The 17,195-nt window shown below is 56.5% G+C and carries 18 protein-coding genes; 8 read left to right on the forward strand and 10 right to left on the reverse strand.

Annotated elements, in window-relative coordinates:
* Positions 1-39: 39 nt before the first annotated feature.
* Positions 40-807 (forward strand): MmyB family transcriptional regulator, encoded by a 768-nt coding sequence (locus tag ACR0BU_RS05620; RefSeq protein ID WP_480735422.1) that lies wholly within the window; start codon positions 40-42, stop codon positions 805-807.
* Between the two features lie 46 nt (positions 808-853).
* Here ACR0BU_RS05620 and mmsB read toward each other — a convergent pair whose 3' ends face one another.
* From mmsB to ACR0BU_RS05640, 4 genes are all read right to left on the reverse strand, one after another.
* Positions 854-1,726, reverse strand: coding sequence for a 3-hydroxyisobutyrate dehydrogenase (gene mmsB / locus ACR0BU_RS05625; RefSeq protein WP_480735423.1), 873 nt, complete (start codon positions 1,724-1,726; stop codon positions 854-856).
* Positions 1,727-1,729: 3 nt separating this feature from the next.
* Positions 1,730-2,770: an enoyl-CoA hydratase/isomerase family protein gene (locus ACR0BU_RS05630; protein ID WP_480735425.1), complete on the reverse strand. Its 1,041-nt coding sequence runs from the start codon at positions 2,768-2,770 to the stop codon at positions 1,730-1,732.
* A 7-nt stretch (positions 2,771-2,777) separates the two neighbouring features.
* Positions 2,778-3,920 carry an acyl-CoA dehydrogenase family protein gene (locus tag ACR0BU_RS05635; RefSeq protein ID WP_480735426.1) on the reverse strand — a complete coding sequence of 381 codons (1,143 nt, stop codon included), beginning with the start codon at positions 3,918-3,920 and terminating at the stop codon, positions 2,778-2,780.
* Positions 3,921-4,045: 125 nt separating this feature from the next.
* On the reverse strand, positions 4,046-5,161 hold the full coding sequence (locus tag ACR0BU_RS05640; protein WP_298935736.1) for a carboxylate-amine ligase: 1,116 nt from the start codon (positions 5,159-5,161) through the stop codon (positions 4,046-4,048).
* Between the two features lie 143 nt (positions 5,162-5,304).
* On the opposite strand from ACR0BU_RS05640, the gene ACR0BU_RS05645 reads away from it, so the two are divergent.
* Together ACR0BU_RS05645 and ACR0BU_RS05650 are read left to right on the forward strand one after the other, a co-directional pair.
* Complete coding sequence (locus ACR0BU_RS05645; protein WP_299890078.1) at positions 5,305-6,156, forward strand: class I SAM-dependent methyltransferase; 852 nt, start codon at positions 5,305-5,307, stop codon at positions 6,154-6,156.
* A 70-nt stretch (positions 6,157-6,226) separates the two neighbouring features.
* On the forward strand, positions 6,227-6,703 hold the full coding sequence (locus tag ACR0BU_RS05650) for a fasciclin domain-containing protein (RefSeq protein ID WP_298935734.1): 477 nt from the start codon (positions 6,227-6,229) through the stop codon (positions 6,701-6,703).
* Between the two features lie 53 nt (positions 6,704-6,756).
* Here the strand turns inward: ACR0BU_RS05650 and ACR0BU_RS05655 are convergent, their stop codons facing one another.
* Both ACR0BU_RS05655 and ACR0BU_RS05660 read right to left on the reverse strand, forming a co-directional pair.
* Positions 6,757-7,356: a L,D-transpeptidase gene (locus ACR0BU_RS05655; RefSeq protein WP_298935733.1), complete on the reverse strand. Its 600-nt coding sequence runs from the start codon at positions 7,354-7,356 to the stop codon at positions 6,757-6,759.
* A gap of 291 nt (positions 7,357-7,647) precedes the next feature.
* Complete coding sequence (locus ACR0BU_RS05660; protein WP_480735429.1) at positions 7,648-9,147, reverse strand: CoA-acylating methylmalonate-semialdehyde dehydrogenase; 1,500 nt, start codon at positions 9,145-9,147, stop codon at positions 7,648-7,650.
* Between the two features lie 104 nt (positions 9,148-9,251).
* Here ACR0BU_RS05660 and ACR0BU_RS05665 point away from each other — a divergent pair, with 104 nt between their 5' ends.
* The 3 genes from ACR0BU_RS05665 to coaD all read left to right on the forward strand — a co-directional run bounded on the left by ACR0BU_RS05665 (position 9,252) and on the right by coaD (position 11,230).
* Complete coding sequence (locus ACR0BU_RS05665; protein ID WP_480735431.1) at positions 9,252-10,154, forward strand: LysR family transcriptional regulator; 903 nt, start codon at positions 9,252-9,254, stop codon at positions 10,152-10,154.
* Positions 10,155-10,215: 61 nt separating this feature from the next.
* The gene (locus tag ACR0BU_RS05670; RefSeq protein ID WP_298935728.1) at positions 10,216-10,653 is read left to right on the forward strand and encodes a CBS domain-containing protein; all 438 of its coding nucleotides are present in this window, start codon (positions 10,216-10,218) and stop codon (positions 10,651-10,653) included.
* A gap of 85 nt (positions 10,654-10,738) precedes the next feature.
* Positions 10,739-11,230 carry a pantetheine-phosphate adenylyltransferase gene (gene coaD, locus ACR0BU_RS05675; protein WP_298935727.1) on the forward strand — a complete coding sequence of 164 codons (492 nt, stop codon included), beginning with the start codon at positions 10,739-10,741 and terminating at the stop codon, positions 11,228-11,230.
* Here the strand turns inward: coaD and gap (ACR0BU_RS05680) are convergent.
* The 3 genes from gap (ACR0BU_RS05680) to gap (ACR0BU_RS05690) form a co-directional block, all read right to left on the reverse strand.
* Entirely contained in the window at positions 11,222-12,226 is a 1,005-nt protein-coding gene (gap, locus tag ACR0BU_RS05680) for a type I glyceraldehyde-3-phosphate dehydrogenase (protein ID WP_299075086.1), read from the reverse strand. The two genes, coaD and gap (ACR0BU_RS05680), sit on opposite strands and share 9 nt — an antisense overlap.
* 93 nt (positions 12,227-12,319) lie before the next feature.
* Positions 12,320-12,463, reverse strand: coding sequence for a hypothetical protein (locus ACR0BU_RS05685; RefSeq protein ID WP_299075088.1), 144 nt, complete (start codon positions 12,461-12,463; stop codon positions 12,320-12,322).
* 71 nt (positions 12,464-12,534) lie between these two features.
* Positions 12,535-13,536, reverse strand: a complete 1,002-nt coding sequence (gene gap / locus ACR0BU_RS05690; protein ID WP_299075090.1) for a type I glyceraldehyde-3-phosphate dehydrogenase — start codon at positions 13,534-13,536, stop codon at positions 12,535-12,537.
* 181 nt (positions 13,537-13,717) lie between these two features.
* On the opposite strand from gap (ACR0BU_RS05690), the gene ACR0BU_RS05695 reads away from it, so the two are divergent.
* Both ACR0BU_RS05695 and ACR0BU_RS05700 read left to right on the forward strand, forming a co-directional pair.
* Positions 13,718-14,680, forward strand: coding sequence for a DUF808 domain-containing protein (locus ACR0BU_RS05695; protein ID WP_480735433.1), 963 nt, complete (start codon positions 13,718-13,720; stop codon positions 14,678-14,680).
* Positions 14,681-14,700: 20 nt separating this feature from the next.
* Complete coding sequence (locus ACR0BU_RS05700; RefSeq protein WP_480735434.1) at positions 14,701-15,114, forward strand: hypothetical protein; 414 nt, start codon at positions 14,701-14,703, stop codon at positions 15,112-15,114.
* Positions 15,115-15,163: 49 nt separating this feature from the next.
* Here ACR0BU_RS05700 and tkt read toward each other — a convergent pair whose 3' ends face one another.
* A complete protein-coding gene (gene tkt, locus ACR0BU_RS05705; protein ID WP_480735436.1) occupies positions 15,164-17,185 on the reverse strand; it encodes a transketolase in 2,022 nt (673 codons plus the stop codon).
* Between the last annotated feature and the right edge of the window lie 10 nt (positions 17,186-17,195).

The raw sequence follows: 17,195 nt of genomic DNA on the forward strand, positions 1-17,195 counted from the left end.
TTGGCGTGTTACTTTGTTAATGCGAAAGAAAGGTCTGGTATGAGTGCAGAGTTCGGCACGGCCCTGAAGGAATGGCGAACCACACGGCGCATGAGCCAACTGGAGCTGGGTTTAAGTGCGGGCGTATCCTCGCGGCACATTTCGTTTCTGGAAACTGGACGGTCTCGTCCCAGTCGCGGCATGGTGTTTCGGCTGTGCGATGAACTAGAGGTGCCGTTTTCTGCCCGCAACACCTTGTTGACTGCAGCTGGACTAAGCCCAGCGTACAAAACGCGCGACCTTTCAGACGCTGACATGCGCCCGGTGCGTCAGGCGGTGGAATGGACGTTGAACCGGCATGATCCTTATCCGGGGTTTGCCCTGAACCGACATTGGGACGTGGTTCAAATGAACACAAGTGCCGGATTGTTGTTGGGCGTCCTTGGTATTGGGCAAGGGGATAACATGATTGAAGCGCTGATCGACAATCCTGCAGTCCGGGGGGCTTTGCTGAACCACTCTGAAGTGGTGCAGCACATGATCTTAAGACTTCGGGCTGAAAATGCGCATGTCGGAACCGACCGCAAGCTTCAGGCGATGATCGACCGTTTATGCATCGTTGCTGATGACGCACCGGTCCAGACGTCAATCAGACCCGCATTCATTCCGACGAGCTACCGGTTCGGGGACCGAACCTTATCCTTGTTTTCGACGATCAGTCAGTTCGGCACAGCGGAAGATATCGCCTTGTCCGAGTTGCGAATTGAACTGATATTCCCGGCCGATGATGAGACAAAGCAGTTTCTAGAGTCCGCTATCGTTAACTGACCCAGGCTGGAATTGCGTACAATTCGGCCGCAACAATGGCTTGAATTTACCGCCGCCCCCGTTTTTCAAACCGCGGCAACATCGCCGAAAAATCCTGCCCGTTGCCGCCTTCGTTTTCGACAAACTGTTCGTAAAGCGCGGTTGCTGCCTGTCCCATAGGTGTGTCGGCATCGGCGCTGTCGGCAGCCTGTTGGCTGAGCCGTAGGTCTTTCAGCATCAGTTCCGCAGCGAATCCGGGTTGATACCCGTTGTCTGCCGGGCTGTTCGGGCCAATACCGGGGGCAGGGCAATACGCGTTCATTGTCCAGCTGTAGCCTGATGACGTGCTGACAACATCAAACATCTTCTGACGATCCAAACCCAACTTGTCGGCCAGCGCGAAGGCCTCGCAGGTTGCGATCATCGTGACTCCGAGGATCATGTTGTTGCAGATCTTGGCCGCCTGTCCGGAGCCGGCCTCGCCGCAATGAACCGCCTTTTGGCCCATGATGTCGAACAGTGGATCAGCCTTGGCAAAGGCTTCCCCCGAGCCGCCTGCCATGAAGGTCAGGGTGCCTGCAGACGCTCCACCTATGCCACCGGACACAGGTGCGTCGACTGACAGCAACCCGGCAGAGGTCGCCTGATCGGCCACAGCACGCGCGCTGTCTACATCTACTGTCGAGCAGTCAATAAACACGGCACCCTGCTTCATGCGAGGTATGATCTGATCAGCCACCGTTCGCAGAATGGCCCCGTTGGGCAACATGGTGATCACGGCGTCCGTGTCTGCGACGGCCTCTGTAGCAGTCTGAGCCTGTGTCACACCCTCAACAACCACACCGGCCGTGTCAAAGCCGCGAACCTGATGACCAGCTTTGGCCAGATTGGCTGCCATAGGTGCACCCATGTTTCCCAGCCCAATGAATCCGATTTGCATGCCTTATTCCTCCTCGAATGTCAGCGCGTCCGCACCCAGTGGCTGCAGCATTTTTGAAACGGCCACCGCTGGAACGCTCAGGTCCGCGAACTGCCAGTTCGGGTTGCGGTCCTTGTCGATGATCTGGGCGCGGATGCCTTCCAGAAAGTCGCCATGTTCCATTGCCCGAGAGGTGAACCGGTATTCCATCTCCAATGCGCGGCGCATGGTCAGGGCAGGGCCGCGCAAACGGTGCAGCATTTCAACCGTGCAGGCCATCGACAAAGGCGCATTGCGCTGCAGCGCGTCTAAGGTATTGGACGCGAAATCCCGATCGCTGTCCCTGAGGTTGATCAGTATGTCGCCAAGCGTTTCGCCGCCAAAGACTTGGTCGATATCACTTTGCATGCTTGAGAGTTTACCTTCCGGCGGGGTTTCCGCATGGTCCTGCAGCAGGTCCGCGTTGCCTGAGGCTTCCAGCATTTCGATCAGGTCAGACCAGTGCGCAAGCGGGATGAAGTGATCGGCAAACCCGGCGAGGATAGCATCCGCAGGTCCCATGCGATGACCGGTCATGCCCAGAAACTCACCAAGTCTTCCGGGTGCCAGCGCCAGCATCAGCGTGCCACCCACATCCGGCACTAGACCGATCGAGCATTCGGGCATCGAGATTTTGGAGCTTTTGCCGACAATGCGATGATTACCATGACAACCAACACCGACGCCGCCGCCCATGGTGAAGCCCTGCAAGAAACTGACCACCGGTTTAGGATATTCAAAGATTAACGCGTTCAGTCGATATTCGTCGCGCCAGAATGTCTGGCCAAAACCGAAATCTCCCTTGGTACCGGTTTCATACAGCTCGGCGATATCCCCGCCTGCGCAGAACGCTTTGTCGCCCTCGGCGTCAAATATGATCAGGTCTACCGCATCGTCCTCGCGCCAGTTGCGCAGGGCGGTATCGATGGCCATGCACATCTCATAAGTCAGTGCATTCAGAGCCTTTGGGCGCGTCAGGGTGATGCGCCCCGCACGGCCAGTCGTGCGGATATCGATGTCAGACATTGGGTCCTCAGCTCTCGGCAAGCATCTGTCGCGCGACGATCACACGCATGATTTCATTGGTGCCTTCCAATATCTGGTGCACCCGCAGATCGCGCACAAGCTTTTCGATCCCGTAATCCGCTAGATAGCCGTAGCCACCATGTAGTTGCAAACATTGATCAACCACATTTGAGCCGGTCTCGGTCACGAACTTCTTAGCCATGGCGCAGAACTTGGTGGCATCCGGCGCGCCCTGATCCAGTTTCCACGCCGCCTGCCGGAGGAACGTGCGGGCGGCCTGCAGCTCGATCTCCATGTCCGCCAAGCGGAATTGCAAAGCCTGGAACTGATCGATGGATTTGCCGAAGGCTTTGCGCTCGGACATGTATTGCACCGTCATGTCCAAACCTGCCTGGGCTGCGCCCAGCGAACAGGATGCGATGTTCAAACGGCCGCCATCCAAGCCCATCATGGCGTACTTGAAACCGTCGCCCTCGGTTCCGACCAAATTGCCGGATGGAATCTTGCAATCATCGAATTGCACTTGCGCTGTGGGTTGGCTTAACCACCCCATCTTCTTCTCTAAAGCGCCAAAGCTGAGGCCGGGGGTGCCATCTTCGACATACACCGTGGAAATGCCTTTAGGTCCGCCCTGACCGGTGCGGACCATGCAGACATAAGCGTCAGAATACCCGCCGCCCGAGATAAATGCTTTGGTTCCGTTCAGCGTATAGCCTTCATTGGTGCGTTCTGCGCGGGTTTTCAGCGCTGCAGCGTCCGAGCCCGATCCGGGTTCGGTCAGGCAATAGCTTAGTACGGTGTTCATAGTCAGCACGCCGGGCATTATGCGGGATTTGAGGTCATCATCCGCAAAGCTGTCCAACATCTTGGCGCACATGTTGTGGATTGACAGAAACGCGGCAACCGAGGGGCAGGCCATCGACAATGCCTCGAACACCAGCGTTGCATCCAATCGGGTCAGACCGGATCCGCCGCCGTCTTCCGAGACGTATAAAGCCCCAAATCCAAGCTCTCCAATCTTGGGCCACAGATCTTTTGGGATCGTTCCATCTGATTCCCACTGGCGGGCAAATGGGGCGATGTTTTCCTGCCCAAAAGCGTAAGCCATATCAAAGATGGCTGTTTGTTCCTCGCTCAGCGCGAAATCCATAGCGCTCCCTCCCGTCGGCATATAATTGAACGGTTGTTTATTTCCCAATCGTTACAGAAATTTTGCAGGGTCAGCAATCGTTCGGCGCGAATTCATCTGGAAGTACTGCGCAGATCAACAAACCCTTAAAGATCGGCGTGAAATTCTTCGATCAGATGCCGAACAACTGCTTTGCCCGGATCCTCGTCCTTGGCCGCTGCCTCGGCATGAATACGGCGTTGACGGGTTGCGGAGGTTCCGTTTTCAGCAATCTGCCGTAAACGCGCGAGTTCTTTCATGGTGCCCAGGGCTTCGGAATCTTCGGCAAGAAGGCCCATTAAATCTCCGATCAGTTCGGCCATTGGTTTGATGGAACGGTCACCAAAATCGATGAGTCCTTCACCAACACCGTAGCGCTGCGCACGCCAGCGATTTTCACCGACCAAAAATCGATCATACTGGCGCCAGCGCAGATTGCGGTCTTTCAAGCGGCAAAGCATCCGCGTCAATGCCTGAACCAATGCAGCCAGTGACAGCGTGTGTTCTAAACGCGGCTGCACATCCATGATGCGGGTTTCAAGCGTCGGGAACCGGTGTGAGGGGCGCAGGTCCCACCAGATTTTTGACGTATCTTCGATAACGCCCAAATCGACCAGTATTCCGGTTGTACGCTCGTATTCAGCCCAGCTGTCAAAGTCCGGCGGCAGACCGGTACGCGGCAGATTGTCGAATACAGTCAGACGATACGACGACAGCCCGGTGTCTTCGCCATTCCAGAAGGGGGAAGATGTAGACAAGGCCAGAAGATGCGGCAGAAAATAGGACAGCTGAGGCATCAGGTCTGCCCGCAGGGCCTGATCCGCAACGCCAACGTGCACATGCATGCCACAAATCAGCATTCGCCGGGCGACCCCGCCCAGCGCGTGTTGCAGTGCATCATAGCGTTCCTTGCGGGTGTGATGCTGATCCTTCCAGTTCGCAAAAGGGTGACAGGATACTGCGATGGGGCTCAAGTTATACGCAGCGGCATGCTCAGAGACACACGATCGCAGACGTTTCAGATCCTCGCGCGCACTGCTGATCGTCGTATGGGGGCGGGTGCCGACTTCGATCTGACATTGCAGGAATTCAGGGCTAACTTGACCTTCGAAATCGGACTGACAGGCATCCATCAGGGCTTCGGGTGCTTCGGTCAGTTGCAGGCTGTCGCGATCAACCAGCAGGTATTCTTCTTCGATGCCCAGCGTGAAATCCTGCTGCATTCGCGGACCTCCTCTTCCTGTGTCGGACCAGTGAATACGGAAATCAACGTTTTGCCAAGGGTTTGAGGTTCTGGTTCTTGCAGAGGCCGGGCAAGCAACGGTATGGAGCGACAGTCGCAAAGTACCAAATCGGAGCCTGCCGCGTGAAACCCAGAAAATTTCCACGGATCAACGCCGCCCTTGACCGGTTTGGTGTAAAACTGGTCGACAAGGTCACGGAACGCGACGAACGCGCGCGGCTTGAGAGCTTTGAGCGGGCAGGGGGATTGACCAAACCTGCTTACGCCTTGTCTCCGGGCATGGAGAGCTTTGATGTCGGGCAACTGACCAAGGAATACCAGCAGCATGCGGACGCTCTGACCGCGTTGAAGGACCCGGCGCAGAACCAGACCGGATATCGCATCGGCAACGGATATTATGACAGCCCCGATGCGGATGCGTTGTATCTGATGGTCCGCAGGTATCAGCCAAAACGCGTGATCGAGGTCGGGTGCGGAAACTCTACGCGTGTCACCCGGCAGGCAGTCATCGATGGTCGTTTGCAAACCCAGATCACCGCGATTGACCCCTATCCACGCGCCGACATCGCCCACGTCGTCGATCAGTTTGAACAAAAACGGCTCGAAGAGGTCGACCCCGCGCTGTTCGATCAGCTTGAGGCCGGGGACATTCTATTCATCGATTCCAGCCACGTTGTGCGGATGAGCAATGATGTCGCCCATCTGTTTTGCCGGATCATCCCTGCGCTGAAGTCGGGTGTGGTGATCCATGTGCACGATGTTTTCTTGCCCTACGAATATCCCAAACGGTTTTTCTATGATTGCCCTGGCTGGGGCGAGCAGTACATGCTGCATGCTCTGCTGCAATCTGGTGGGTATTCAATGCTTTGGCCCGGGTTTTTCCTGCAACAGGCCCGCCCTGATGCCGTCAAAGCCCTGCCGTTTCTGCGCGATGGTCGCGCTCAAAGCATCTGGGTTCGGGTCAAAGAAGTTTGATCTAAAGTGATCCGGGTCTGAGCAAAGCCCGTAACCCTTTCCATAACAAGCTGGAGAGGAGAAGACAGCCATGTTCCGTCGTACATTTATGGGGGCCGCCGCCGCACTCGCATTTGCAATGCCACTGAAGGCCCAGGCCGCAGACATTGTCGACACCGCCGTTTCCGCAGGGTCATTTAACACATTGGTCGCCGCCGTTCAGGCCGCAGGCCTGGTTGATACGCTTAAGGGAAGCGGACCGTTCACTGTATTTGCCCCAACAGACGAAGCATTTGCTGCGCTGCCAGAAGGCACCGTGGAAACCCTTTTGCTGCCCGAGAACAAGGATCAGCTTGTTGAAATCCTTACGTATCACGTCGTACCGGCCAAAGTGATGTCCGGTGACATCGCTGGCAAACGAGCGAAGGTCCTGACTGTTCAGGGCGATCGGCTAAGCGTCAACGCCAGAAACGGTGTGAAGGTCAACGGTGCCGAGGTCGTTCAGGCCGATATCGAAGCCAGCAATGGCGTTATCCACGTCATCGACGCGGTTATCATTCCTGAATAAGACTGACGGCTTTGCAAACAAAAGCCCCGGTCCATTTGGCCGGGGCTTTTTGATTATACCAGTCGGACCTGCGTGCCGATTTGCACCAGAGGATACAATTCCTCGACATGCTGATTATACAGACCAATGCAGCCGGACGAACTTTGGCGTCCAATCTTGCGGGTGTCATGGGTGCCGTGCACCAGATAAGCCGGCCAATCCAGATACATCGCCCGCGTACCCAACGGGTTTCCAGGATCGCCACCTTCCATACGCACGGGTAGCTCTGGATCACGTTCCCGCATCGAGGCGGTCGGGGTCCAGCTGGGGAACTCTGTTTTGCGCACGACTTTGGTATAGCCGCGCTTGGTCAGCTCTTCGCTCATCGGGACCGAGCTGGGGTATAACTTGTACGAACCATCAGCCGCCCAATAATGCACCGCTCGGCTGGTGATGTCGGCCAACAAGCAGCCTACGCCAAGTTGATCGAAATGATCTTGCCAGTTTTGCTGAGAAAACGACGATACGTTGCGACGCACCGGAAGCTGGGTGCTTATGGCTTCTTCCGTTTGCGGGAATGCATCGATGCTTTGCGCCCGCGCCAGAGACGGAACGGCCAAAGCCGAAGCAACGCCCAACAGGGCCTTACGGCGAGTAATACGAGAATTGGACACGTGAGCCTCCTCAAAGACCGCTCGGATTTTGGTGCAATTTATGGTGTGTTGTGGCGAAGAGCCAGACATTCAACCTGAAATTTTCGTGAACTTACGATGAAATGAACGGGAATCCGCCGGTGCCGACGACGTTTCCGTTGTGTGCAGACATGAAGTTTCGATCTACCGGATATTGCACAAACACGCATTCAGGCTTTTGAGTTTGTCGAGTTTCTTTATCGTTCTTAACTGATCATGGAACGATAAAGGCCGCCCGATGAGGCGGCCTTCGGATTTGATGTGGCCGGAACCTTAGTCCATGGCCTTGAAGTTAAACTCGCCACCTTCTTTGATACCCGACGGCCAGCGGGCCGTGACGGTTTTGGTGCGGGTATAGAACTTGAAGCTGTCAGCACCATGCTGGTTCAGATCGCCGAACATGGATTTCTTCCAACCACCAAAGGTGTGGTAGGCCAGCGGTACTGGGATCGGTACGTTAATGCCAACCATGCCGATATTCACCCGGCTGGCAAAGTCACGTGCCGTGTCGCCATCGCGGGTAAAGATCGCGGTGCCGTTGCCATATTCATGATCCATGGCCAGTTTCAGCGCTTCTTCGTAAGATCCTGCACGCACAGTCGACAGGACGGGGCCGAAGATCTCCTGACGGTAGATGTCCATGGCAGGCGTCACGTGGTCAAACAAGTGTGGGCCAACAAAGAAGCCGTCCTCATAGCCTTGCAGGCTGAAGTCTCGGTTGTCGACAACCAGCTTCGCACCCTGTTCCACACCGGAATTGATCAGGCCCAGAATGCGCTCTTTGGCGGCGCCGGTCACAACCGGGCCCATATCCACGTCATCGCCAGACGTGTAGGGGCCGACTTTTAGCTTTTCGATGCGAGGCACCAGTTTTTCAATCAGGGCATCAGCAGTTTCGTCGCCCACTGGCACGGCAACAGAGACAGCCATGCAACGTTCGCCCGCCGCACCAAATCCGGCACCAACCAAAGCATCAGCGGCCTGATCCATATCTGCATCGGGCATCACGATCATGTGGTTCTTGGCGCCACCAAAGCACTGCGCACGCTTACCGTTCGCTGTTGCGCGGGAATAGATGTACTGCGCAATCGGGGTTGAGCCGACGAAGGACACACCCTGAATGATCTCGCTGTCCAGCAGGGTGTCGACGGCTTCTTTGTCGCCATTGACGACTTGGAATACGCCCTTGGGCAGGCCAGCCTCGACAAACAGTTCGGCCAGCATCAGCGGAACGGAGGGATCCCGCTCAGACGGTTTCAGGACGACAGCGTTGCCGCAGGCTAGGGCAGGGCCGACGTGCCACAGAGGCATCATGGCGGGGAAGTTGAACGGCATGATAGATGCCACAACACCTAGTGGCTGGCGCATCGAGTACATGTCGATGCCAGGTCCGGCACTGTCTGTATACTCGCCTTTCAGCATCTGAGGTGCGCCAATGCAGTACTCGATCACTTCCAGACCACGCTGAAGATCGCCTTTGGCGTCTGGGATGGTCTTGCCATGCTCGCGGCTCAACGCTTCGGCCAGCTTTTCCATATCACGGTTCATAAGGCCAACCATCGCCATCATCACGCGGGCGCGCTTTTGCGGGTTGGTTGCGCCCCATGCGGGTTGGGCCATAGCAGCCTGTTCAATTGCGGCCGTTGTTTCTGCGGCGCTGGCCATCGGGCATTTGTACTGAACTTCGCCCGTTGCCGGGTTGAAGACATCGTCAAAACGGTCAGAAGCGCCAGCGACGTACTCGCCATTGATGAAGTGGGTCAGGTCTTGCATCGAATTCTCCTCCGATAAAGTTGGCCGCAGAATAGGCTTGCAGAAATCCTGGGAACAGAGGCAATATCCCAAAAGAGCTTTGCAAAAATGCAAAAGAGACTGGGATGAACCCAAATTGGGATGACATACGAATCTTTCTGGCTGTCGCGCGAGAAGAAAGCCTGTCCTCCGCAGGGCGCATCCTCAAGATTGATCCTGCAACGGTGGGTCGGCGCATTGCCCGTCTGGAAACGACGCTGGATGCGTTGCTGTTCACCAAATCCCAACAGGGCTATGTGCTGACAGCGACCGGAGAGCGATTGCTGGAACATGGGCTGCAAGCTGAAGAGGCGATGCGCGCTGCGGCCGGGGCCATGACTGGATCAACCAAATCGTTAAGCGGCCAAATCAGGATTGGGGCCCCAGATGGCAGCGCCAACTACCTGCTGCCACAGGTTTGTGCAAAGATCAGTGACGCGAACCCCGATCTGGATATTCAGATTCTGGCCTTGCCCCGGATCATCAACCTGTCACGACGCGAGGCGGATATGGCCGTCACCGTCAGTGCGCCCACGGCCGGTAAGCTGTTGGTCAAAAAGATCAGTGACTACAAGCTGCATATGGTTGCCACGCAGGACTATCTGGATCGAAAGGGACCAATTCAGTCGGTGGCGGACCTAAGTCAGCACCGTCTGATTGGCTACATTCCCGACATGATCTTTGACCGCGAACTAGACTATCTGAACGATATTGGCGTTGACCGTGTCGCGCTTGCATCGAACTCTGTCTCGGTCCAACTGCGGCAGGTGTCGTCAGGGACCGGCCTATGTGTGGCACATGACTTCACGCTACCTTTTCATCCGAATCTGCAGAAAATCCTGACGGATCAAGTGAGTTTGACCCGAAGTTTTTATCTGGTCAGGCATCAGGGGGATCAGCGCAACGAGCGGTTGAACCGCTTCGCCGAAGCCCTGACACGCGGTATCCGCGACGAGGTGGCGCGGCTGGAAGCCGCTGCCGAAACTTGACAGGTCACGACAATCGCGCAACGCTTTGTAAAACAGTACGTTATTCCGGAGGTTTTTCCCTATGCTTGTTCAGGCCATTCTCAAGTCAAAGGCAGCGGATGGGGTCGTGACAGTCGGTTCGACAGCCACAGTTTCCGAAGCGGCAAAGGTACTGGCAGAAAAACGCATCGGCACGGTGGTTGTCTCAGACGATGACGGGCAAACGGCTGCTGGGATTTTGTCTGAGCGCGATATTGTTCGCGAACTGGCCAAAAGTGGCAGCGGTTGCCTGACCCAGCCAGTAAGCTCCTACATGACAGAGAAGCTGGTAACCGCGACCCGCCAGACAACCGTTCAGGACATCATGTCTCGTATGACCGAAGGTCGTTTTCGCCATATGCCCATCGTCGAAGAAGGCAAGTTGGTGGGAATCGTCACCCTGGGCGACGTGGTCAAGGCGCAACTGGCAGAACTTGCCATGGAGAAAGATGCGCTTGAAGGCATGATCATGGGGCACTGACAACAAGGGCCTTGTTTGAGGCCCCTTGCAGCCGCAGCAGAGTTGTGTTTGCTTGCGCAGAAATTTTATTGCGCAGGAGGGCGCGATGCGGGTTGGATTGTATCCTGGAACTTTTGATCCGATCACCCTGGGTCATATCGACATTATCCGTCGCGCGTCGGCCTTGGTGGATAAGCTGGTGATTGGTGTCGCGATCAACCGCGACAAGGGCCCGCTGTTTGCGCTGGAAGAACGCGTGGCCATGATTGAGGCGGAATGCGCGCATCTGTCTGAGCAGACACAAACGGAAATTGTTGCCCATCCATTCGAGAACCTGCTGATCAACTGTGCCCGAGACGTCGGTGCGCAGATCATCGTGCGTGGCCTGCGGGCTGTGGCAGATTTTGAATACGAATTTCAGATGGTTGGCATGAACCGGGCTTTGGACGACTCGATCGAGACGGTATTCCTGATGGCCGAGGCGCGGCATCAGGCCATCGCTTCGAAACTGGTCAAGGAAATCGCGCGGCTGGACGGGGACGTGTCGAAATTCGTCACGCCCCGCGTCAATATAGCATTGCGCGAGAGGTTAGGTTAGGGCGCCCATCGCGGCGGCTGTGTCCAGCATCCGGTTCGAAAAGCCCCATTCATTGTCATACCAAGCTAGAACGCGCACAAGCGTGCCATCCGTGACTTTGGTTTCGGCCAGCGAAACGGTGGAGCTGTGCGCGTCGTGGTTGAAGTCCATGGACACAAGCGGTCGCTTTTCCGCCGCCAGGATACCTGGAATCTTTGCAGCGGCTTCGACAAACAGCGCGTTTACTTCGTCTTCGGTGGTGGGGCGCGAGACCTCAGCGACCAGATCGACGACTGAGACATTTGGCGTTGGCACACGAATGGCCTGACCGGTCAGCTTGCCGGCCAGCTGCGGCAGAACCAAACCAACAGCCGAGGCCGCACCGGTGGTGGTCGGAATCATTGACAGGGCTGCCGCGCGCGACAAATAGGGGTCTTTGCCTGCAGTGTCGTGCACCGGCTGGCTTGCCGTATAGGCGTGAACGGTCGTCATATTGCCGTGCAGGATGCCCAAACCGGCATCCAATGCCGCTGCAACAGGCGATAGGCAGTTTGTTGTGCAAGATGCGTTCGACACAACGGTGTCTGCTGTAGTCAGCTCGTGATCGTTGACGCCGAAGACCACCGTCTTAACGCCGCCATCGCCCCGCGCTGGCGCCGAAATCAGAACTTTCTTTGATCCGTTTTCAAAGTGACGCTCGGCCGCTTCGCGCGTGCGGAAAACGCCGGTACATTCCAGAACCACGTCCACATCGGACCAATTCAGCGCTTCAGGGTCCCGCTCGCTGGTCAGGCGGATCGGACCTGCGCCCACGTCCAGACCGGCCTCGGTCAGGGTGACCGGGTTAGCGTAACGCCCGTGCACACTGTCGAATTCAAACAGATGAGCGTTCATCTCAGGCTTCGCCAGATCGTTGATCGCGACGATTTCCACATCTGTGCGGCCCGATTCCATGACCGCGCGCAAAACACCACGCCCGATCCGTCCAAAGCCGTTGATTGCCAGTTTGAGTGTCATGGTGCGCTCCGTCTGAATAGCCTATCGGCATCGGTTAAAGTGTAGTTAGCGCTAACAAGATCAGATGAGCGGAAAAGTCAAGCGAAACCTCTGTCATCGCCAGAACGCAAGCCAGTCCAGAAAGGCATAAAGCTTTTTGCTAAGAAACAACAAATGCTCGGGTCCGAACATTGCGTAGTCAATCATCATACCACCAATAAGCAGTATTCCGAGCCAGATGGCGATTTGATTTGTCATCCTGTCCCCGAACGAAAACGCCCGCCCAGATAACCTGAGCGGGCGAAGCTGTTCAAGCGATCACGGGAAAGTCAGTTAAGACGACCCATGGCAACGGCCACATCGGCCATACGGACCGAGAAGCCCCATTCGTTATCGTACCAGGCCAATACGCGCACCATGCGGCCATCAACGACGCGGGTCTGGTCGGGTGCGAAGATTGAGCTTTCTTCGGTGTGATTGAAATCTGTCGACACCAGCGGTGCGGGCTCGTAGCCCAGAACGCGTTGCATCGGACCTTGAGCGGCTTTCTGTGCAATCGTGTTCACTTCCTCGACGGTGACGTCGCGCGCGGCGCGGAAACTCAGATCAACAGCGGATACATTTGGCGTCGGTACACGGATTGCAGATCCGTCCAGACGACCTTTAAGATTCGGCAACACTTCTCCCAGTGCAGCGGCAGCGCCTGTAGTGGTGGGGATCATTGACATTGCAGCCGCGCGGGCGCGGTATAGGTCGCTGTGGCGACGGTCCAATGTCGGCTGGTCACCGGTATAGGCGTGGATCGTGGTCATGATGCCGTGTTCGATGCCAATACCTTCGTCAAGAACCTTGGCAAGCGGCGCAAGGCAGTTCGTGGTGCAAGAGCCGTTGGACACCATGTTGTCATTGGCGGTCAAGCTGTTGTGGTTCACGCCAAAGACGATGGTCTTGTCGACGTTGATGCCCGGTGCCGACAGTAGAACTTTTCGTGCGCCACGCTCCATGTGGGTTTTGGCTTTGCGCCCATCGTTGAACTTGCCGGTGCATTCCAGAACGACATCGCAGCCATCCCAGTCCAACTCATTCATGTCATAGGTCGAAAACATCTCCATCGGGCCGCGGCCCAGGTCCATGGTGTTGCCGTTGATGGATACGTCGCGTGGAAAACGCCCATGGATACTGTCGTATTTCAGCAAGTGCGCCGAGGTTTCCAAAGGTCCGGTTGCGTTCACCTTGATCACTTCAATGTCGTTTCGCGCCGATGCGGCGATGTGCGACAGGGTACAGCGGCCAATCCGACCAAAACCATTAATACCGACCTTGATGGTCATCTGACGTCTCCAAATGCGCTTGCTTTTCACGCCATATAACGGCGAATGGGGAATCTCAAAAGGGCAAAAATGGCATATTTTTAAGGTGTTAGCGCAAACCTGTCCCGGTTGCGCTAACGCTTGCGCTAGCCGTGGGATCAGGTAGGTTCCAGATGCGACAGGTGACAGGAAAGGACGCGCGATGAGTGGTCTGTTGGCCCTTTTGGACGATGTGGCGGGAATCGCCAAGGTTGCGGCGTCTTCTGTCGACGATGTTGTTGCAGCAGCAGGAAAGGCGGGGGCCAAGACTGCGGGTGTCATTATCGATGATGCAGCGGTGACACCGAAATACGTTCAGGGGTTCGCGCCAGCACGGGAGTTGCCGATCATCTGGCGCATCGCCCGTGGTTCGGTGTTCAACAAGATTGTTCTGCTTTTGCCGGTTGCGTTGTTGCTGGCCAATTTTGCGCCCTGGCTCATTACGCCTTTGTTGATGATCGGGGGATCGTATTTGTGTTTTGAGGGGGCCGAGAAGATTTTCCATGTTTTGTTCCCACATGGCAGTCACGTGATCGAAGAAGACTTAAAAAACCCCGACCCGGGACATCTGGAGGAACAGAAGGTCAAAGGCGCAATTAAAACGGACTTTATTCTGTCGGCCGAAATCATGACGATCGCGCTGGCGGCCATTGAGGCGCCGAATATATGGATGCAGGCCGCGACGCTTGCGGTTGTGGGTCTTGGCGTGACACTGGCCGTCTATGGTTCGGTCGCCCTGATCGTGAAAATGGACGATGTCGGGCTCTATCTGGCCAATAACGCGCCAACTCCAATTGGGCGCGGTTTGGGACGTGGGTTGGTCAAGGCAATGCCCGGAGTCATGAAGACGCTGTCAATCGTCGGTACGGCCGCCATGCTATGGGTCGGAGGCTCCATCATCATTCACGGAATGGAAGTTCTGGGCTTTGGTTGGCTGGGGCATCATATCCATGACCTGGCTTACGCTGTTGGCCATTCGGTTTCCGCCCAATGGGAAGGGTTTGTCGAATGGACAGCCAAGGCCACGATGGATGGTATTTTCGGGCTGGCATGGGGACTGGTGCTGATTCCGGTCGCGACGAAGGTCGTCGCTCCGATGATGTCCCGCAAATCCAGCTCGCACTAGCAATGCGGAGCCAGTCCGGCATGGCTGACCGCCCAATTATTCGGATCGTCTCTGGGCCAAGTCCAACACGGAAGGGGATGCGTAACGCCGCCACCGACGGTCTCGCCCCAGCCGTCTCAAGCATAAGCGCCGCCGCTGACTTGTTGCCATTCGACGCTGAAGCTCTCCTTGGCGTTTTACATTTTCGTTTGCACTCAGACGAACAGGCCCGAAAACGCCGAATATGGTTTGGCGGGCGGCTGTTCAACAGGTTCAGCGGTCAATCAGCGGACTACATCCCGCTATCAGGCCCGCATCTGAGACAAGTGTTTTCGGCGGCAGGGATCGAAGCACCCGAGTTTATTGTCGCACGCGGCCAATATGAGCTGCGGGTTGATTACGCCCAGCGTGCCTATGATGCACTGAAGGGGCAAGTGGGAGCGGCGGCAGAATAGAAAAGGGCGGCAAGTGCCGCCCTTCCGATTAGTCGCACCAAGTAGGCAATTAGCCCAACAAGTCTTTGACCTTGGCAACTGTCGCCTCTGCGGTGATACCGAAATGCTTATAGAGTTCACCGGCCGGCGCGGATGCGCCAAAGCTCGACATGCCCACGAAATCCGACTTGGCCTCGCGGCCCCGTTCACCCAGCAGCCAGCGGTCCCATCCGCCGGCGCGTACCGCGGCCTCGATACCAACACGGACGGCACCGCCCGGCAGAACGCGCTTTCGATAGGCCTCATCTTGTTCGGCGAACAATTCCATACAAGGCATGGAAACGACACGCGTGCCGATGCCTTCGACCTCGAGCATCGCTTTGGCTTCCATGGCCAGCGACACTTCTGAACCGGTTGCGATCAGGATGGCCTGTCGCTTGTTATCGGCCTCGGCAAGAACATAGGCACCCTGGGCGGTCAGGTTCTTAGTTTTGTGTTCTGTGCGCACGGTCGGCACGCCTTGGCGTGTCAGCGACAGGACCGAGGGGCTGTCCTTGAACGTCAGTGCCAGTTCCCAGGCTTCGGCGGTCTCGATCGTATCAGCGGGGCGGAACACATAGGTGTTCGGCGTTGCCCGCGAGATCGCCAGATGTTCGACTGGCTGGTGTGTTGGGCCGTCTTCACCCAAACCGATTGAATCGTGTGTCATCACGAACACGCTGGGCACCTTCATCAACGCAGCCAGCCGCATGGACGGGCGGGCATAGTCGGTAAACGCCATGAATGTCCCGCCATAGGGGCGAATACCACCATGCAGAGCCATGCCGTTCATCGCTGCAGCCATCCCGTGTTCGCGAATCCCGTAGTGAATGTAACGACCCTTGCGATTTTCCGGCAGGAATACGCCCATATCGGTCGATTTGGTGTTGTTCGACCCAGTCAGGTCTGCTGAGCCGCCAACTGTTTCGGTCATAATCGGGTTGACGACATTCAGAACCTTTTCCGAAGACGCACGGGTGGCCAGTTTAGGCTGATCTTCCGACATCTGCTTTTTGAACGCGCGGATGGCACCGGCCAGCTTTTTGGGTGCGTCAAACGCATAAGCGCGGTTGAAATCACCCTGCTTGCGCTCGGACAATTGCGAGAAACGCTCTTCCCAGGCGGCACGTTCATCCGCACCACGGGCACCAATGGCTTCCCATGCCGCTTTGACGTTGGCGGGAACCTCGAATGCGTCGTGAGGCCAGTCATAGGCCTGTTTCGCAGCTTTCAACTGATCCTGATCGGTCAGCGCGCCATGCCCCTTGGAGGTGTCCTGAGCGGCGTGGCCCAAGGCGATGTGGCTTTCGCAGGCGATCATGGTCGGCTTGTTCGACTTTTTCGCCCGGACAATGGCCGCGTCGATTGCTTTGGGATCATGGCCATCAATCTCGATGACGTGCCAGCCCGAGGCTGCAAAGCGGCGCACCTGATCTGTGCGATCGGCCATGTCGACGGTGCCGTCGATGGTGATGTTGTTGTTATCCCAGAAAACAATCAGCTTGCTCAGCTCGTGACGGCCCGCAAGGGTGATCGCTTCCTGGCTGACACCTTCCATCAAACAACCGTCGCCTGCGATCACATAGGTATAGTGATCGACAACCTTCTTGCCGTAATGCGCGCGTTGGATTTCTTCTGCCATGGCAAAGCCCACAGCGTTGGAAATGCCCTGACCCAATGGGCCAGTGGTGGTTTCGACACCGTTGATCAGGAAGTTTTCCGGGTGGCCGGCAGTTTTGGCGCCCATCTGGCGGAAGTTCTTGATTTCTTCCAGTGTCACATCCGCGTTGCCCGTGAGGTACAGCAGTGAATAAACCAGCATCGAACCATGGCCTGCGGACAGAATAAACCGGTCGCGGTCTGGCCAGTTCGGGGCTGAAGCGTCGAATTTCAGATGCTTTTCGAACAATACTGTTGCGACATCAGCCATGCCCATGGGCATACCGGAATGGCCGGAATTGGCGGCGGCGACGGCATCAAGGGTCAGGGTGCGGATGGCCGCAGCTTTGTCCCAGTGTTCGGGGTTGGCATTGCGCAGCGCAGTCAGGTCCACGGGCGTTGTT

This window comes from Ruegeria sp. CK2, from assembly GCF_056536585.1.

Coding starts and splice junctions, on each gene's coding strand:
- ACR0BU_RS05620 (WP_480735422.1), top strand. CDS start 40: ATGAGTGCAGAGTTCGGCACGGCCCTGAAGGAATGGCGAACCACACGG.
- mmsB (WP_480735423.1), bottom strand. CDS start 1,726: ATGCAAATCGGATTCATTGGGCTGGGAAACATGGGTGCACCTATGGCA.
- ACR0BU_RS05630 (WP_480735425.1), bottom strand. CDS start 2,770: ATGTCTGACATCGATATCCGCACGACTGGCCGTGCGGGGCGCATCACC.
- ACR0BU_RS05635 (WP_480735426.1), bottom strand. CDS start 3,920: ATGGATTTCGCGCTGAGCGAGGAACAAACAGCCATCTTTGATATGGCT.
- ACR0BU_RS05640 (WP_298935736.1), bottom strand. CDS start 5,161: ATGCAGCAGGATTTCACGCTGGGCATCGAAGAAGAATACCTGCTGGTT.
- ACR0BU_RS05650 (WP_298935734.1), top strand. CDS start 6,227: ATGTTCCGTCGTACATTTATGGGGGCCGCCGCCGCACTCGCATTTGCA.
- ACR0BU_RS05660 (WP_480735429.1), bottom strand. CDS start 9,147: ATGCAAGACCTGACCCACTTCATCAATGGCGAGTACGTCGCTGGCGCT.
- ACR0BU_RS05665 (WP_480735431.1), top strand. CDS start 9,252: ATGAACCCAAATTGGGATGACATACGAATCTTTCTGGCTGTCGCGCGA.
- ACR0BU_RS05670 (WP_298935728.1), top strand. CDS start 10,216: ATGCTTGTTCAGGCCATTCTCAAGTCAAAGGCAGCGGATGGGGTCGTG.
- coaD (WP_298935727.1), top strand. CDS start 10,739: ATGCGGGTTGGATTGTATCCTGGAACTTTTGATCCGATCACCCTGGGT.
- gap (WP_299075086.1), bottom strand. CDS start 12,226: ATGACACTCAAACTGGCAATCAACGGCTTTGGACGGATCGGGCGTGGT.
- ACR0BU_RS05685 (WP_299075088.1), bottom strand. CDS start 12,463: ATGACAAATCAAATCGCCATCTGGCTCGGAATACTGCTTATTGGTGGT.
- gap (WP_299075090.1), bottom strand. CDS start 13,536: ATGACCATCAAGGTCGGTATTAATGGTTTTGGTCGGATTGGCCGCTGT.
- ACR0BU_RS05695 (WP_480735433.1), top strand. CDS start 13,718: ATGAGTGGTCTGTTGGCCCTTTTGGACGATGTGGCGGGAATCGCCAAG.
- ACR0BU_RS05700 (WP_480735434.1), top strand. CDS start 14,701: ATGGCTGACCGCCCAATTATTCGGATCGTCTCTGGGCCAAGTCCAACA.